Annotated in this window: 13 protein-coding genes; 8 read left to right on the top strand and 5 right to left on the bottom strand. The window is 62.3% G+C overall.

All coding sequences use genetic code 11. The features are described 5' to 3' along the window. Positions 1–9 precede the first annotated feature (9 nt). Genes HCR84_RS09055 through HCR84_RS09040 form a run of 4 tightly spaced genes read right to left on the bottom strand, consistent with a single transcriptional unit; the run spans position 10 to position 3,082 of the window. Entirely contained in the window at positions 10–1,035 is a 1,026-nt protein-coding gene (locus HCR84_RS09055; protein WP_244972450.1) for an App1 family protein phosphatidate phosphatase, read from the bottom strand. Further along, entirely contained in the window at positions 1,007–1,732 is a 726-nt protein-coding gene (locus HCR84_RS09050) for a DedA family protein (protein WP_166983738.1), read from the bottom strand. Before HCR84_RS09050 ends, HCR84_RS09055 begins: the two co-directional genes overlap by 29 nt. A gap of 28 nt (positions 1,733–1,760) precedes the next feature. Beyond that, a complete protein-coding gene (locus HCR84_RS09045; RefSeq protein WP_166983737.1) occupies positions 1,761–2,681 on the bottom strand; it encodes a M56 family metallopeptidase in 921 nt (306 codons plus the stop codon). A gap of 17 nt (positions 2,682–2,698) precedes the next feature. Then, complete coding sequence (locus HCR84_RS09040; RefSeq protein ID WP_166983736.1) at positions 2,699–3,082, bottom strand: BlaI/MecI/CopY family transcriptional regulator; 384 nt, start codon at positions 3,080–3,082, stop codon at positions 2,699–2,701. 143 nt (positions 3,083–3,225) lie between these two features. On the opposite strand from HCR84_RS09040, the gene HCR84_RS09035 reads away from it, so the two are divergent. From HCR84_RS09035 to HCR84_RS09005, 7 genes are all read left to right on the top strand, one after another. Continuing rightward, the gene (locus tag HCR84_RS09035) at positions 3,226–4,638 is read left to right on the top strand and encodes a cytochrome ubiquinol oxidase subunit I (RefSeq protein ID WP_166983735.1); all 1,413 of its coding nucleotides are present in this window, start codon (positions 3,226–3,228) and stop codon (positions 4,636–4,638) included. Positions 4,639–4,646: 8 nt separating this feature from the next. Beyond that, complete coding sequence (gene cydB, locus HCR84_RS09030; RefSeq protein ID WP_166983734.1) at positions 4,647–5,666, top strand: cytochrome d ubiquinol oxidase subunit II; 1,020 nt, start codon at positions 4,647–4,649, stop codon at positions 5,664–5,666. Further along, positions 5,653–7,287 (top strand): thiol reductant ABC exporter subunit CydD, encoded by a 1,635-nt coding sequence (cydD, locus tag HCR84_RS09025; protein ID WP_166983733.1) that lies wholly within the window; start codon positions 5,653–5,655, stop codon positions 7,285–7,287. The genes cydB and cydD overlap by 14 nt, the downstream gene beginning before the upstream one ends. Further along, entirely contained in the window at positions 7,284–8,960 is a 1,677-nt protein-coding gene (gene cydC, locus HCR84_RS09020) for a thiol reductant ABC exporter subunit CydC (RefSeq protein WP_166983732.1), read from the top strand. The genes cydD and cydC overlap by 4 nt, the downstream gene beginning before the upstream one ends. A gap of 72 nt (positions 8,961–9,032) precedes the next feature. After that, entirely contained in the window at positions 9,033–11,543 is a 2,511-nt protein-coding gene (leuS, locus tag HCR84_RS09015) for a leucine--tRNA ligase (RefSeq protein ID WP_244972449.1), read from the top strand. Between the two features lie 95 nt (positions 11,544–11,638). Next, a complete protein-coding gene (locus tag HCR84_RS09010) occupies positions 11,639–12,235 on the top strand; it encodes a ComEA family DNA-binding protein (protein ID WP_166983731.1) in 597 nt (198 codons plus the stop codon). 1 nt (position 12,236) lies between these two features. Continuing rightward, the gene (locus HCR84_RS09005) at positions 12,237–14,525 is read left to right on the top strand and encodes a ComEC/Rec2 family competence protein (protein ID WP_166983730.1); all 2,289 of its coding nucleotides are present in this window, start codon (positions 12,237–12,239) and stop codon (positions 14,523–14,525) included. A 41-nt stretch (positions 14,526–14,566) separates the two neighbouring features. On the opposite strand, the gene HCR84_RS09000 is transcribed toward HCR84_RS09005, so the two are convergent. After that, complete coding sequence (locus HCR84_RS09000) at positions 14,567–15,415, bottom strand: helix-turn-helix domain-containing protein (RefSeq protein ID WP_166983729.1); 849 nt, start codon at positions 15,413–15,415, stop codon at positions 14,567–14,569. 112 nt (positions 15,416–15,527) lie between these two features. Here HCR84_RS09000 and HCR84_RS08995 point away from each other — a divergent pair, with 112 nt between their 5' ends. After that, positions 15,528–16,304 carry an alpha/beta fold hydrolase gene (locus HCR84_RS08995; protein ID WP_166983728.1) on the top strand — a complete coding sequence of 259 codons (777 nt, stop codon included), beginning with the start codon at positions 15,528–15,530 and terminating at the stop codon, positions 16,302–16,304. Positions 16,305–16,345: the final 41 nt, after the last annotated feature.

The raw sequence follows: 16,345 nt of genomic DNA, 5'->3' as shown, positions 1-16,345 counted from the left end.
CGTCCGACGTCAGTCGGAAATGACGTTGTCGAGTTCGTTCAGGAGACCCGCGCCGTCGGGTGCATACACCCAGGTGTGCCCGGAATCGTACTGCTCATGTTTTGAGCGTCCGCCAGCGAGAACGGCCTCACCGGGGGAGAGCTGACGAATGGCGACGGCCGAGACATTGCCGGGGAGCTCTGTGGCGAAATCTGCGTACAATTCCTCATCATGCTGCCCGTCATCGCCGACAAGGATCCACTTGATGTCGGGAAATTCCTGAGCGAGGCGACGAAGGTTCTCTTGCTTGTGAGCCCGGCCGCTTCGAAAAATGCGGTCGTGGGTCGGGCCCCAGTCGGTGAGAAGGAGCGCGCCGGACGGGTAGAGGTGACGCGAGAGAAATCGGCGAAGTGTCGGAGCGACGTTCCACGCGCCCGTGGACAGATAGATGACGGGGGAGCCTCCGTGAATGCGCGAGAGCCGATCGAGAAGCACAGCCATGCCCGGCACCGGCGTGCGAGCGTGCTCGTCGAGCACAAATGTGTTCCATGCGGCGACGAACGGTCTTGGCAGCGCCGTGACCATCACCGTGTCGTCGATATCAGAGATCACGCCGATGCGCGTTGCCGGGTCAACGATATAGACATCGCTCGTGACCGGGTCGGAGCCCTGGGCTGACATGCGGATTGTCTGCCACCCCGGTGGAAGTTCGGCCGAGATGACCGCATCGATCACCCCACCCCGGTCGGCCACAACCTCGTACTGTCGTCCCGCGATCTCGACGGTGGCGGTGCTGGAGACCACGGGGATGCTGGTGAAGCTGCGCCAGCCGCGGGTGCGACTCGTCGCCTCGTCTTCGCGATGAGGATGCGTATAGAGCACGCGTCCGAGCACCCGAACCCAGGTCGTCGAACCGTAGCCGGCGTAAGTGACGGCCGTCGGTTTCAGCCCACGCCGAATAGCGCGTCGGGCACGCCACGCCAAGAAAGCATCGTCGAGGCGGGCTGCACGATGAATGCGCCGAGGTTCAGGCTGACTCATCTCTGTGCGGGGCATCAGTCAATCCTGTCACGTTGTCGTCGTCGCTGCGATCTGACGGTGGCTCCTGAGCCTGGGAGCGCGTCATGTGGCGCCGTTCGATGCGGTGAAGAATCTTCTTGACGGCCCAGACGACGATCAAGAACAGGGCGATGATGGCGACGAAGACGTAGCCGGCGAAATGAAGGCGTTGCGAGAGCTCTCGATATGTCTCCGCTGCGGCTGATCCAACGGAGACGTAGGCACCGGTCCAGATGAGGCAGGCTGGGATCGTCCACGCGAGAAAGCGGCGATACCTCATCGTGCTCATGCCAACGGTCAAGGGAATGAGCGAATGCAGAACGGGAAGAAAGCGGGAGAGAAAAACAGCGATGCCGCCCCGTCGTTCGAGATAGCGTTCGGCCTTCTGCCAGTTGTGCTCGCCGATTCGCTTTCCGAGTCGTGAGCGGCGGATGTGGTCGCCGAAGTATCGGCCAAGGGCGAACCCGATGCTTTCTCCCGTGAGCGCACCGACGACGACGGCGACGTACATCGCCATGAACTGGAATGGGGTTTCGATGCCGGTGCCGGCGACGATGACGATGGTATCGCCCGGAACGATCAGCCCGATGAGGATGCTCGTTTCGAGCAGGATGCCCACCCCGGCGATGAGCGTGCGCAGTACCGGGTCAACGCTCTGAACAGCATCCAGAATGCTGTCGAGAATCTCGTTCACCCTGAGAGCCTAAACCACAACACGTCCATCACGCTGTGAGCAGGAGAAGGGGAGGAACGAGCACGAGGGCAAGCGATGCACCAAGGATGCCGACAACGGCAAACGAGGGTAGAGGGTGAGGCTGTGTCAACAGTCGTGTCACGCGGGGAGCAGCCGACTGCGGCGTTGCATCGGCTACGCCGACATCGGGAGACCCACCTCCGCCCGTGGCGACGGTGATGATCGCGGACACAAGAGAATCCGCGGAGTATTCGGCTCTCGCAGTGTCGTCTGCGCGCATTTCGACGAGGAGCCCGACGGCGTCGCTTGCCCTCGTCGCGATCGGAAACCAGGGGAGAGCCTTGCGCCACGCCCTGAACGCCAGAAGCAGCAGATGGTGCTGCTGCGCCAGGTGAGCGCGCTCGTGGGAGATGACGGCGTTCACTTCGTCGGTGCTGAGCGCCTTGACAAGACCATCGGTCAGCACCGTGGCCGTGCGAAATGCGCCGGGCAGGCAATAGGCGACCGGGGCGGCGTATTCCAGCAGTCGTGTTCCGGGAATGGAGCTTGTCGGGGTGCTCAGAAGCGTGACGAGATCGTGTTGCCGCCGTCGCTCGCGTTCTGTGCGCACAATTGTCGTCAGCACGCTGAGCAGAAGGTGCCCCGCAAAGAGCACGGCGCAACAGAGTGCGAAAATGTGCGCGGTACCCAGACCACTCGGGGTTGAGCCGTCCATCGCCGCAGAGGCAAGAATCACGAGTCCGTCGGAAACGGTGGAGGCGATCCCGGAGAGACCGAATGTGCCGAAGGCGCCGATCGTCGAGAGCACACCGGCTATGGCGATCGCCTGCCATACCACCAGGGCGATGGCGGGCGCCCGCGACGGCCAGTCCGCTCGTGCGAGCACGATCGGCACAGGCCAGGCAAGCGCGAATGCGAGCGCAGCGAGAAGTGCAGAGGCTACAACCATCGCACTGTCGAATACGGTTATTTTGCCGGGATTGACGTGGGGTCGAGCAGCGAGCGCAGCGTCTCAGCCTCAGACGGCGAGACGTGCCCGATGAAGCGAGCGAGCGCCGCCTCTCGGTCGGGTGATGAGCCAAGCACCTCGTGCATCAGCTCAGCTGTGTGGTCTGCCCGTGTCGTGACGGACTCATAGAGGTGAGGGCGATGCGCACGATTGCGGGAGACGAAGCCCTTTGACTCGAGGCGCGAGAGTACAGTCAAGACTGTCGTCGCTGCCAGCTGTCGCTGCGCCTCACCGGTGCCGGACGTCACGAGACGGTCCCTCAGATCACCAGCGCTGAGCGGCTCAGCGGATGCCCAGAGCACATCCATCACCGAGCGTTCAAGATCACCAAGAGTTGCCATGACTCTAGGATACGTGGTTTTGACGGAAGGTTCTACATGGCGTAGAAACATTGCTCTACGTCGGGTAGAAGAATGTGTTCTACACTGTGTAGAAGTGAATGTTCTACGGCGCGTAGAACTTGAGTCTTCTGGGAGGTACACCGGTGGAGCAGTTTCTCGACCCTCTCGTTCTCGCACGGTGGCAATTCGGTCTGACGACGCTGTACCACTTTCTGTTCGTTCCTCTGACGATCGGCCTGGCGACGATCGTCGCCCTCTTTCAGACGGTCTGGGTGCGAACCGGAAAGCAGCACTATCTGCAGCTGACGCACTTTTACGGCAAGATCTTTCTGATCAACTTCGCCATGGGTGTCGTCACGGGCATCGTGCAGGAGTTCCAGTTCGGAATGAACTGGTCGGACTACTCCCGTTTCGTCGGTGACGTGTTCGGTGCGCCGCTCGCTCTCGAAGCTCTGCTCGCGTTTTTCCTCGAGGCCACATTCATCGGCCTCTGGATCTTCGGCTGGGACAGGCTTCCTCGTGGTCTTCACCTGGCGACAATCTGGGTGACCGCAGTTGCAACGATCGCGTCCGCGTACTTCATCATTGCGGCGAATGCATTTATGCAGAATCCCCTTGCCTACACGATCAATGAAGAGAAGGGGCGAGCCGAACTCACGAGCCTCGGCGAGCTGCTTGCCAATCCGATTGCTCTTGCAGCATTCCCTCACACGATCTTCGCGTGTTTCATGGTGTCGGCGGGCCTCGTCATCTCTGTGGCGGCGTGGCACCTGGCACGAGGTCAGAACCTCGAGACGATGCGTCCTGCGCTCAAATTCGGCCTCTGGACGATGCTGATCGCCGGAGCCGGCACTGCACTCATGGGCGACCAGCTGAGCCTTGCGATGGTCGAAGCTCAGCCCATGAAGATGGCGGCAGCTGAGGCGCTGTACACGACAGCATCCGGCGCCGATGCATCGTTCTCGATATTTACCCTCGGCACTCCGGACGGCGTGCACGAACTCTTCTCCATTCGTGTGCCGTATCTTCTTTCGCTCCTCTCCACACATTCTCTTGACGGAACTGTCGAGGGGATCAACGACATTCAGCTTGCCTACCAGTCGATGTATGGTCCGGGAGACTACGCACCGATCATCTGGGTGACGTACTGGTCGTTCCGGTGGATGATTGGTCTCGGCGTGGTGCACATTCTCGTCGCGGTCGTCGGACTGTGGCTGACGCGGAAGGGGCGCACGCCGACGAACCGCTGGGTGTGGAAGGCGGCGATCTGGTCGTTCCCCGCATCACTGCTCGCAATGAGCGTTGGTTGGATCTTCACCGAGATGGGGCGGCAGCCGTGGCTTGTCTTCGGGCTGCTGAAAACGGAAGACGGAGTCTCGCCCGGCGTCAGCGGCCTCACCGTGTTGACGTCGCTTGTGGCATTCACCCTCGTGTACGGAACGTTGGCTGTTGTTGAGTTCCGGCTGATTCTGAAGGCGGTGCGCGTCGGCCCCGAACCGATCGAGACTGCAGAGAACGACAACGACGAGCCCGTCGCCCGGGTGACGGTGTATTAGGAGAGATCATGGATCTGACGCTCGTGTGGTTCTGGATCATCGCTGCATTCTTCATCGGCTATTTCGTTCTCGATGGATTCGACTTCGGCGTCGGCATGTCGTTGCCCTTTTTAGGGAAGGACGACACCGACAGGCGAGTGCTCATCAACACGATCGGGCCCGTTTGGGATCTGAATGAGACCTGGGTCATCGTTGCCGGTGCAATGCTCTTCGCTGCATTCCCCGAGTGGTATGCCACGCTGTTCAGCGGCTTCTACCTTCCGCTTCTGCTCATTCTCATCGCTTTGATTCTGCGGGGCGTCTCATTCGAGTACCGGCACCAGCGCCCTGAGAAATCGTGGAAGCACCGATTCGACACCATGATCATCGTCGGATCCGCTGTTCCCGCCTTCCTATGGGGGGTTGCCTTTGCCAACATCGTGCGCGGTGTTCCGCTTGATGCCAATCACGACTTCATTGGCAGCATCCTCGACCTACTCACCCCTTATGCGCTGCTTGGAGGCCTGACGACGCTCATGCTGTTCTTCACGCACGGCGTTGTCTTCGTGGCCCTCAAGACCGAGGGGGAGATTCGCGGCCGAGCGCGCCATCTTGCGGCGCGCGCCGGACTGATTGCTGCCGTGGTCGCCGTTGCCTTTCTCACGTGGACCGTGGTTGATCACAACACACCGATGGTGTTCGTGCTGGCTCTCGCAGCGGCCGCCCTGCTTGTCTGCGCCCTCATTGCCAACGCGCTCAATCGAGAAGGAATCGCGTTCACGAGCATGGCAGCGACGATCGCCGCCGCCGTGCTCACCCTTTTCACCGCGTTGTTCCCGGCTGTGATGCCCGCGATCAACAACTCGGCGAACAGTCTCACCATCGAAAATGCCTCGTCATCGGCGTACACGCTCGAGGTGATGAGCTGGATCGCTCTCCTCGCGGTTCCCCTGATTCTGCTCTACCAGGGCTGGACGTACTGGGTCTTTCGCAAGCGTGTTTCCCGCGCCCACATTCCCGAAGAGGCGGATTCTCATGCGGCCGCTTGACGCACGTCTGCTTCGTTACGCGCGTTCGTCACGGGGGTTCTTTACGATCGGTGCGATTGTCGCTCTCGCTGACACCGTCGCGATCATCGGCTTCGCCTGGTTCGCAACGCTCTCGATCACGCGCGTGATCGGCGGGGCGCCGTTCGCTGGCATCGCTGAGGGGGTCTGGGCCGTTGCCGGCTTCGCCCTCACGCGTGCGTTGCTTGCCTGGGGCACTGAGGTCATCGGCGCACGTGGGGCTGCCCGTGCGAAGAGCGAACTTCGCATGGGCATCCTCGACGCTCTGCCGCGTCTCGGTGCCGATTGGCTTGCTCGCCGAAACTCTGCAGCGCTCACGACGCTGCTCGGTCACGGTCTCGATGCGCTCGACAATTATTTCGCCCGCTATCTTCCCCAGCTGATTCGAACGCTCATTACCGTTCCACTTCTCGTGGTTGTTGTCTTCTGGCACGACTGGCTCTCCGGCGTGACCCTTATCGTGACGCTTCCGATCGTGCCGATCTTCATGGTGCTGATCGGGCTTGCTACCCGCACAGTTCAACGCCGGCAGTGGGAGGGCCTGAGCCGACTGTCCAGTTCATTCATCGATGTGGTCGGAGGTCTGTCGACCCTCAAGATCTTCGGTCGCGAGAAGCGGCAGATCACCCGCATGGGACAGATCACCGCTGATTATCGTCATTCGACGATGTCGGTGCTGCGGGTGTCGTTCCTCTCTGGCTTTGTGCTCGAGCTCATGGCGAGCTTGTCAGTTGCCCTGCTCGCGGTCTCCATTGGCTTTCGTCTCGTCGATGGCACCATGCCACTGCTTACTGGTCTTTTCGTGCTTCTTCTCGCACCGGAGGTCTTTTTCCCCATCCGACAGGTTGGGGCAAATTTCCATGCCGCTGCCGAAGGCGTTGAAGCCGCGCAGGATGCGTTCGAGATTCTCGATTCGGCACAGACGACACCGGATGCTGGCGCGCCCGTCGCAGCCTCGGGTGACCTCGAGTTGAGCGGCGTCACTGTGGTGCGCGACGACACCACGGTTCTTGATGATGTGCGGCTACGCTTTCGCCGCGGGAGCGTCACCGCGGTGACGGGCGCCAGCGGTGCCGGAAAATCCACGCTCATAGGGGTGATTGCGGGACTCACTCCGTTCACGGGAACGGTATTCGTCGGAGGAGTCGACGTCAGCAACGCGCCCGCCCACGGACGACCGTGGCTTTCGTGGTCGCCTCAGCACCCAGGGCTGCAATCGGGAACGGTACTGAGCAACGTGACGCTTGGTGATTCTGCCCCCGCTCGGCGACTCGCTGAGCGAGCGCTTCACCTGGCGGGCGCCGGTGAGCTTCAGCTTGACGCTCCCCTTAGCGCTGCCGGAGCCGGTCTCTCGGGAGGCCAGGCACAACGTGTCGGTCTCGCCCGCTGCTACTACCGCGCGTTGGCGAACTCGGCGAGCATCATCGCTCTCGACGAACCGACATCGGCACTCGATCGGCGCACAGAACAGATCATTGCCCGCGGGATTCGCGGGCTCGCAGCGAGCGGCATGTGCGTGATCGTCGTTACGCACAAGCGCGCGCTGCTCGACTGGGCAGACGAGCATGTGTCGATCGATGTCGCACGGGAGGTGGTTGCATGAGCGCCGGAACCGCAGAACGGGATCGTACCCGCATCCTGCGCACTGCACTCCCGAGCTTCAGACAGGCACTGCCCGGGATGCTGTCGGGAATTGCCACGGGGCTCGGCGCCGTGGCCCTGCTCGCGACAAGCGCCTGGCTCATCGCGCGCGCGGCCGAGCAGCCGCCCGTGCTCTTTCTCACGATCGCCACTGTCGGCGTTCGCGCGTTTGCACTCGCGCGAGCCGTCTTTCGATATCTCGAACGTCTCTACAGTCACGATGCTGTGTTCCGTCAGCTCGCAACCTTGCGAACTGACCTGCTTACCAGGCTGATCCCTCGCGCACCGGCCGGGCTCACGAATCGTTCTCGAGGGTCGCTCTTGAATGCGATAGTTTCCGACATCGATGAAATGCAAAACCTCTCGCTGCGTGTGGTTCAGCCCATCGTCGTGGCTGTGACGGTCTGCGTGATCACGATCGCCGGAACTGCGCTGCTCTCGCCCGCGGCGGCCATTGTGTTGGCTGGCCTGCTCGTACTGTGCGGTGCCGGAGGAGCGTGGATGACCACCTCGCTCGCAGGGGCGGCCGAGATCGCACTCGCACCAAAACGAGCAGCTCTCACCAGTTCGCTCATCGATTATGTGCAGGGCTTCGCCGTGCTGTCGCACTTCGGAGCCGAACCCGTTGCGCGAGAACGCATCGCCGCGGCAGATTCCGACCTGACACGCACGGCTCTGCGCCGGTCACGCGGGTTCGGACTCAGTGCCGCGATGGTTGCTCTCTGCGCGGGCCTGGCCGTTGCGGGCGCCATCGTCGTCGGTGCACCGCTCGTGAGCTCTGCGGGCGTGGGCGGACCCACATTCGCTGTTGTCGCGCTCGTACCGCTCGCCGTCTTCGAAGTTGTGGGGACGGTGCCCGTTGCACTCAGCCATTGGCGAGCGGTGCGGTCAAGTGCCGACAGGCTCGCGTCTCTTGTTCCCGATGGTCTTCCGCCTGAGATTCCCGCGCAGAACCATGCTGAGACGCGATCTGCGCCGTGCGGTGGCACGCGTCTGACTCTGCAGAACGTCGCCGCGGCGTGGCCAGGCTCATCCGCGCTCACGGTGAAGAACGTGAATCTCGATGTCGGCCCGGGGGAGGCCGTCATAATTACCGGCGGCAGTGGAGCGGGAAAGACCACGCTCGCTAACGTTCTCGTTCGGTTTCTCGAATACCAGGGCAGCTACCGTATCGGAGGTGCAGAAGCGCGCGACATTGCGGACGTTCATTCACTCGTCGGGCTGTGCGAACAGCATCCGTATCTCTTCGATGAGAGCATCAGGCAGAACCTTCTCTTCGCCGACGATAGTGCGACTGATGAGCGATTGCTCGACGTGCTCGATCAGGTGGGGCTCGGGCCGTGGGTCGCATCGCGCGGCGGGCTCGACGCACGAGTCGGTGAGCGGGGGACGCTCGTGTCTGGAGGGCAGGCCCAACGATTGTCGCTTGCGCGGGCGCTTCTGAGGGACTTTCCGATTCTCGTGCTCGACGAGCCGACCGCCAACGTCGATCCGCAACGTGCCGAGCCGCTTGTGCGTGACATGGTTGAGGCATCTCGCGCGAGCGGGCGAAGCATCATCGTGATCACGCATGGTGACGTGCCTGATCACCTTGTTGACCAGAGGTTCAGCATGAGAGAGGGCAGTCTCGTCTAGCGGTATCCTTGGAAATCGGACCATTCGCGCCGACGAGGCCTGGTCGTCCAGCAGACGGAGATTGAGAGTCACGTGCCCCACGAGCAGACAACGCACGACACAGCCGAGAAGTATGATTTTGCCGCGATCCAGGAGAAGTGGCTTCCCGTCTGGGACGAGCTGCAGCCCTTTTCAACGGCTGACGTTGCTGACGACCGCCCGCGCAAGTATGTGCTCGACATGTTCTCGTACCCCTCAGGCGACTTGCACATGGGACACGCCGAGGCATTCGGCCTGTGCGACGTGCTGGCGCGCTATTGGTGGCAGAGAGGGCACACCGTGCTGCATCCCGTCGGCTGGGACTCCTTTGGTCTGCCCGCGGAAAACGCGGCGATCAAACGCGGAGCTGACCCCCGTGACTGGACATACAGCAACATCGAGCAGCAGAAGGCGAGTTTTCGGGTCTACGCGCCCTCGTTCGACTGGTCTCGTGAAATTCACACGTCCGACCCCGAGTACTACCGCTGGAACCAATGGCTGTTCCTGAAGTTATATGAGAAGGGCCTCGCCTACCGCAAGGCGAGCCCCGTCAACTGGTGCCCCAACGACCAGACGGTTCTCGCCAATGAGCAGGTTATCGACGGAAAATGCGAGCGGTGCGGTGCTCAAGTCACGAAGCGAAACCTCACCCAGTGGTACTTTCGCATCACCGATTACGCCGATCGGCTCGTCGACGATCTCTCCAAGCTGGAGGCCACGTGGCCCTCGAAGGTGCTGTCAATGCAGCGCAACTGGGTGGGTCGCTCACGTGGAGCCGACGTCGATTTTGCCATCGAGGGGCGCGCAGATCCCGTCACCGTGTACACCACACGTCCCGACACGCTCTTCGGCGTGACATACATGGCCGTCGCCCCGGACTCGGTGCTCGCCACTGAGCTCGCAGCCGGCAGCAGCGCCGAGGTGCAGGCGGAATTCACCGCGTATCTCGAGAAGACGAAGACAGAGAGTGACATCGACCGTCAGTCAACCGAACGCGAGAAGAGCGGTGTCTTCCTCGAACGGTATGCGACGCATCCTCTGACGGGCCACCTCATTCCCATCTGGGCCGCAGATTACGTTCTCGCCGATTACGGACACGGAGCGGTGATGGGCGTGCCAGCGCACGATCAGCGCGACCTCGACTTCGCGCTCGCGTTCGACCTGCCCGTTCGTGTTGTTGTGGCGCCAAATGGAGAGCTGGATGCCGAGAGAGACCCCGCGGCGACAGGAATCGCCGACACGGGCGATGGCCAGCTGGTCAATTCCGGAGAGTTCGATGGCCTCACGAAGCCTGAGGCGCTCGAGACGATCACGGCACGCCTTGCGGAACGCGGCATGGGAAAGACGGCGAAGAACTATCGCTTACGTGACTGGCTGATCTCGCGACAGCGTTACTGGGGGACACCGATCCCCATCATCCACTGCGAGAAGTGCGGCGAAGTTCCCGTCCCCGAATCAGAACTTCCGGTCACACTCCCACCCGCAGCGGGGCTTGACCTTCGCCCAAAGGGGACGAGTCCGCTGGGCGGGGCCGACGATTGGGCAACAGTCGACTGCCCTTCGTGCGGCGGCAGTGCACGTCGTGACTCCGACACGATGGATACGTTCGTCGACAGCTCCTGGTATTTCCTGCGCTACCTCTCCCCGAATTCTGACGAGGTGGCCTTCGACATCGATGAGGCGAAGAAATGGGCTCCCGTCGACCAGTACGTCGGCGGTGTGGAACACGCGATTCTGCACCTGCTGTATTCACGGTTCATGACGAAGGTTCTGCACGACTACGGCTACCTCGACTTCGATGAGCCATTCAAGGCGCTCATGAATCAGGGAATGGTTCTGATGGACGGCCACAAGATGAGCAAGAGCATCGGAAATCTCGTCGAGTTCGCCGATCAGCTGCGCGATTACGGTGCAGACGCGCTTCGGGTCACACTGGCATTCGCCGGCCCTCCGGAAGACGACATTGACTGGGCCGACGTGTCTCCGGCCGGATCGACGAAGTTTCTTGCGCGCGCCTGGCGGATCGCGCACGACGTTGCGAGCGAGCCCGGCGTTGAGTTCACGGCGGGCGACGTGACTCTGCGCCGCTCTGTTCATCGCTTTCTCGCAGATGCCCCCGAGCTCATCGAGTCGTACAAGTTCAACGTTGCGATCGCTCGCCTGATGGAGCTCGTCAATGTCACTCGCAAAACGATCGATGCTGGGGCCGGGGCAGCAGACCCCGCTGTGCGAGAAGCGGCAGAGACAATTGCGATCGCCCTCAACGTGTTCGCGCCGTATGCCGCTGAAGACATGTGGGCTCTCCTCGGCCACCAACCGACTGTCGCACACGTGCAATGGCGTTCGGCACTGCCCGAACTCCTCGTCGAAGACGAGGTGACAGCTGTTGTGCAGGTAAATGGCAAGGTTCGGGGGCGCCTGCAGATCGCGCCGTCGATCGCGCCAGACGAACTCGAAGCCCTCGCGCGTGCCGATGCGAACGTCATTCGCGCGATCGGCGACACCGAGATTCGCAACATCATTGTGCGTGCACCGAAGATCGTCAGCATCGCCACGGCGAAATAACCAACCGTCGTCCACAGGCCACCCCTCGCAGGGCACGGCACACAGGGGCCTGTGGGCGTCGGCCTCTGACGAGTAGGCCGTTCTAGGCTTGCTGAATGCACGAGCGGGCCGAACTGTCGAGACGCGCTCGACGTCCGAAGCGACTGCGTCTTGGTGCCGGTGTCGCTGTCTTGCTCATGCTCGCGGGCCTCTCTGCTGCCGTCGTGATTGCCCTGGTCAAAGACGGCGAGCACGTTTCCACAGTTCAGCCGCACAACACGTTCTCCACAAGCATCCCCGCCGTCATATACGTGCATGTTCTCGGGGCCGTCGCGTCGCCTGGGCTCTATCAGCTGAGTGACGGCGCACGGGTGATGGATGCTGTCGCTGCGGCAGGCGGACTCACCGACGACGCGGACGAAGCAGCAATCAACCTGGCTCGCTTCGTGACCGATGGCGAGCAGGTGCGCGTGCCCGAGGTCGGTGAAACCGCAGAGCAGCAGGAGGGTAAAGACGCGCAGGGTCGCGTGAATCTGAACACGGCGACGGCCGAACAGCTCGAGGAGCTTCCCAACATTGGGCCGGCGCTTGCCGAGCGCATTATTGCGTGGCGCGACGACAACGGAGGCTTCCGCTCGGTTGACGATCTGCGCAATGTGTCTGGAATCGGCGAGAAGACCTTCGCTACGCTCAAAGACCTGGTGACGGTCTGACATGAGGATGCTGATTCCGGCCGTGTGCGCATGGCTTGCCGCGCTTCTGGCGGTGGGGCTGCAGGCATCTTTCGCCGTGTGGGTTGTGTGCATCGGCGTCGCGGGCGCACTGACCATCTTGTGCGTTGTCAGGGCGCGCGGCGGCGTGACGGCACTTCTCGCGGTGTCGCTCGGGGTCGCCGCGTTTGTCAGCTTCAGCGCGTCGATATCCGCCGAGCAGCGTCGGCCGGATCAGCTCATCGACGCGACATCGTCCGATCGCAGCGTCGACGTCGTTGCGACGATCGACGGGCTGGCGAATGCGACTGATCGCGGCCCGAGCCAGATCAGGGTAAGCGCGACAATCACGTCGCTGAATGATTCCGAGCTCCGCGTGCCCGCAACGCTGTTCGGCCAGGACAGCGGGGGAGTGCTCGCGATCGGGAGCACTGTCGAAACGACGGGGCAGGTGATTCTCACCGAGCCGTCAGACGCGTCTGCAGCCCTCTTCTTCGCTGATGAGCCGCTCACCGTCGTTGAGCCACCTCCCTGGTATCTCGCCTGGGCCGATGACATGCGTCGCGGCTTCGTCGATCTCTGCTCAGCGCTGCCGGGTGCGGGAGGCCGTCTTCTGCCTGGGCTGGCCGTCGGCGATACGAGCGCTGTCGATTCCGATCTCGACGCTGCGATGAAAGCATCCTCACTCAGCCACCTCACTGCGGTGTCCGGGGCCAACTGCGCCATCGTCGTCGTGTTCGCCATTCTGCTTCTCGGGCGGCTCGGAGCCGGCCGCATTGTGCGCGTCGGGGCAGCGCTCATCGTGCTCCTCGCGTTCGTCATTCTCGTCACCCCGCAGTCAAGCGTCGTCCGCGCATCAATCATGGCCTCGCTCGCGCTGCTCGTGCAGCTCACCGGGCGGCCCTCCGGCGGAATCCCCGTGCTGGCGGGCAGCGTCATCCTCATGCTCGTGGTCGACCCCTGGTACGCCTACGATGCGGGTTTTGCACTCAGCGTTCTGGCGACGGGAGGTCTGCTGCTTCTCACACGCCCGCTGACCGCGGCGCTTGCACGGCTGCTCCCGCGTGGCCTGGCCATGGTGATCGCCGTTCCACTTGCCGCACAGCTCGCCTGCCAGCCCATCTTGATACTTCTGTCGAGCACGATCAGCGTCTACGGCGTGGCCGCGAACATCCTTGCAGCGCCCGCGGCACCCATCGGCACTGTCATCGGTCTGATCGCCTGTCTCGCAACACCCGTTTTTCCGCAGGGGGCGATGCTGCTTGCCTGGCTCGCATATCTTCCATCCGCCTGGATTGCCGGGGTCGCAACCGTCACCTCGGGGCTGCCGATCGCGCTGATCCCCTGGATACCTGGAGCGACAGGCGCGGTGGTGCTCGCTGCGGTGACGGCACTCGCCTGTGCGCTCGCGATTGTGCCGAGGTGGCGGTCTCACTGGATGGGGAAGGCCTTGGTCGCTGCTCTCTGCGTCAGCCTGGGCGCCTACGGGGGCATCGTTGTGACGCCTTCGCTGGCGGAAACCGTCAGCAGACCTCGCGACTGGATCGTCGCAGCATGCGATATCGGGCAAGGCGACGCCGTTCTGCTCAGAGCGGGTGGCGGGGTGATTCTCGTTGATACCGGACCAGATCCCCGGCTCGTCTCCGCGTGCGTTGACGATCTGGGAATCACGACGATTGATCTGCTCGTGCTTACCCACTACGACACCGACCACGCGGGGGGAGCGACGGGAGTGCTTTCACGAACCGATCGGGCCATGGTGCAGGCGGTGCACGACGATGCCGGCGAGCGAACCAAACGTTTGCTTGACGACGCGGGAATCCGAGTCGACGTGGTGACGAAGGGCGAGCACGGCACCGTCGGCACGATCGACTTCTCTGTGATCTGGCCCGAGTCTCGCGAACTGTCGGGAAACGCGGGCAGCATTGTGCTCTCGGTCACGATTGCCGGCACTCACATCGTGCTCCTTGGGGATCTCGGGGAAACCGAGCAGTCAGCGTTGCTTGCCAGCATGGGCGCTGGCACGCGGGCAGACATCGTCAAAGTCGCGCACCACGGGAGCCCCGATCAATCCACGGCGCTGTACGAGCAGCTACAGGCGTCGCTCGCTGTGATCTCGGTCGGAGCCGACAACACATACGGGCATCCAAATGGAGAGACCATCGACGAGCTACGGGCGTCGGGCAGCCAGGTGCTCCGCACAGATGTGCGCGGAATGATCCTGATCTCACAGAAGGCATCAGGTTACTCTGTCTGGTCACAGAAAAGCGTCCCCGACACCGCCTCCGGTTGAGCGAAGGGGGACGACGATGACGCGCACACACAGCGGCAGGATCACCGAACGTCCCCGCCGAGCCGAGATCCCGTCGCGTGGGCTTGCCATGCTCCGGGACGTTGTCCGGTGGCGCGGAGGAAGAACAGCGAGAAGTTCGAGGCATCCATGAAGCCAAGCTCGCTCGCGCAGCGCGCCGACGTGTACCTGTCGTGGGCAAGCAGCCGTTTTGCCTCGAGAATGAGACGGTCATTGATGAACGTTTTCGCCGTGCGGCCGGTTTCCTTCAGCGCCGCGCGGGACAGGGTTCGGGGAGAGTAGCCGAGGGCGCGGGCGTAGTGGCTCACGTCATGATGCTGGCGGAAGTGAACCTCCACGTTGGTGCGAAAGCGTGCAAACGCTGAGTTGCCGGACGGAGCGCGCGTGTGTGGCGGTTTCAGACGAGCGATGAAAGCCGACACCAGAATTTCGGGCAGCTCTGTCTGCTGCGTTGTTGTTTCCGGGGAGGTTTCCAGCTGCAGGTGGCTGAGGGCTCCGCACACGAAATTCCAGATTTCCGGGTCGACTGGCCAGACGGCTACCGCGTTTGGTGTTGCGGCGCTTTCGCGCGTGGCTGGCGTGACCGGCGCAGTGGGGACGAAAAGAACGAGATGGCCGGTGAGATGGGCGATATCTGCCCAGCGGTGCACTGCTCCTGGCGCAATCCACACGGCACACCGTGATGCGAGAACGTAGTCGGTGAAGTCGATGGTGACAGATCCATGACCTCCGCTGATGACCGCGACGATCGTAAAGTCCGTGCGTTGGGTCTGGCCGTGGTTCAGCGCGCGGAGTTGGTCAAAGCTGATGACCTCTACGGGCACACGCGACGTGTCCTGTCTCTGGTACGTCATCTGCGTGATTTCTGCCATTTGTCCATTTTCCACCACAGCGAGTCTTCTTTGCCCGATGCGCGTTTTCGAGAAGCGGAGTCCAATGGATACCGGAAGAAACCACGATGATCAGTTCGCAAGAGGAGCAACCATGACAATCACTGACCCTGAGGCCGTGCCCGTATACGACCGTGTTCGGGGCTCCGGCCCAACATTGGTTTTTCTTCACTATTGGGGCGGCTCGGCGCGCACATGGAACGAGGTGGCACGGGCACTTGCTGGCCGTGACCTGATCATCATCGATTTTCGGGGCTGGAGTCGTTCGAGCCCTCTATCCGGTCCGTACTCGCTTCACCAACTCGCTCGCGATACGCTCGCCGTTATCGCGGCCGAAGGCGTTACGGATTACGCCATCATCGGTCACTCCATGGGCGGCAAGGTCGCCCAACTGGTCGCCTCGACCAGGCCCAGCGGTTTACGTGGCCTCGTTCTCGTCGCTTCTGGTCCGGCGAAGCCAGCCGCTGAGATTACACTGGAATACCAGGAGGGTCTTGCCCACGCGTATGACAGTGACGAGTCTGCGGCGAACGCCCGCGACAGCATTCTGACCGCAACGGTCCTGCCTGACCTGATCAAAATGCAGGTTCTCGAGGACTCCCGCTCGGCCGCCGAAGAGGCTCGGACCGAGTGGCCGTTGAACGGCATCGCCAAGGACATCACGGCGGAGACTCAGAAGGTGAACGTTCCTACTCTCGTATTGGCTGGCGAGAACGACGTCGTGGAACCCAGCGAAGTGTTACGCAACAACCTGGTTCCGTACCTTTCCGGCGCGGAGTTCGCGGTTATCCCGCGCACCGGACACTTGATTCCCCTCGAGGCTCCAGCAGAAACTGCCCGGGCGATTGCAACGTTTGTCTCGACCGAGTGATCTCGAGAAGCGACATCTGGCACTCGGTATGCTCGGCGAAA

Source organism: Paramicrobacterium fandaimingii (assembly GCF_011751745.2).
In the GTDB taxonomy this organism is placed as follows: Bacteria; Actinomycetota; Actinomycetes; order Actinomycetales; family Microbacteriaceae; genus Paramicrobacterium; species Paramicrobacterium fandaimingii.
Note: the sequence above shows the minus strand (reverse complement) of the source record. Positions and strands in the feature narration are given on the sequence as shown.

What these genes read in the sequence shown, in the direction of transcription:
- HCR84_RS09055 (WP_244972450.1), bottom strand. Translation starts at nt 1,035, where the DNA reads ATGCCCCGCACAGAGATGAGTCAGCCTGAACCTCGGCGCATTCATCGT.
- HCR84_RS09045 (WP_166983737.1), bottom strand. Translation starts at nt 2,681, where the DNA reads ATGGTTGTAGCCTCTGCACTTCTCGCTGCGCTCGCATTCGCGCTTGCC.
- HCR84_RS09040 (WP_166983736.1), bottom strand. Translation starts at nt 3,082, where the DNA reads ATGGCAACTCTTGGTGATCTTGAACGCTCGGTGATGGATGTGCTCTGG.
- cydB (WP_166983734.1), top strand. Translation starts at nt 4,647, where the DNA reads ATGGATCTGACGCTCGTGTGGTTCTGGATCATCGCTGCATTCTTCATC.
- cydD (WP_166983733.1), top strand. Translation starts at nt 5,653, where the DNA reads ATGCGGCCGCTTGACGCACGTCTGCTTCGTTACGCGCGTTCGTCACGG.
- cydC (WP_166983732.1), top strand. Translation starts at nt 7,284, where the DNA reads ATGAGCGCCGGAACCGCAGAACGGGATCGTACCCGCATCCTGCGCACT.
- HCR84_RS09010 (WP_166983731.1), top strand. Translation starts at nt 11,639, where the DNA reads ATGCACGAGCGGGCCGAACTGTCGAGACGCGCTCGACGTCCGAAGCGA.
- HCR84_RS09005 (WP_166983730.1), top strand. Translation starts at nt 12,237, where the DNA reads ATGAGGATGCTGATTCCGGCCGTGTGCGCATGGCTTGCCGCGCTTCTG.
- HCR84_RS09000 (WP_166983729.1), bottom strand. Translation starts at nt 15,415, where the DNA reads ATGGCAGAAATCACGCAGATGACGTACCAGAGACAGGACACGTCGCGT.
- HCR84_RS08995 (WP_166983728.1), top strand. Translation starts at nt 15,528, where the DNA reads ATGACAATCACTGACCCTGAGGCCGTGCCCGTATACGACCGTGTTCGG.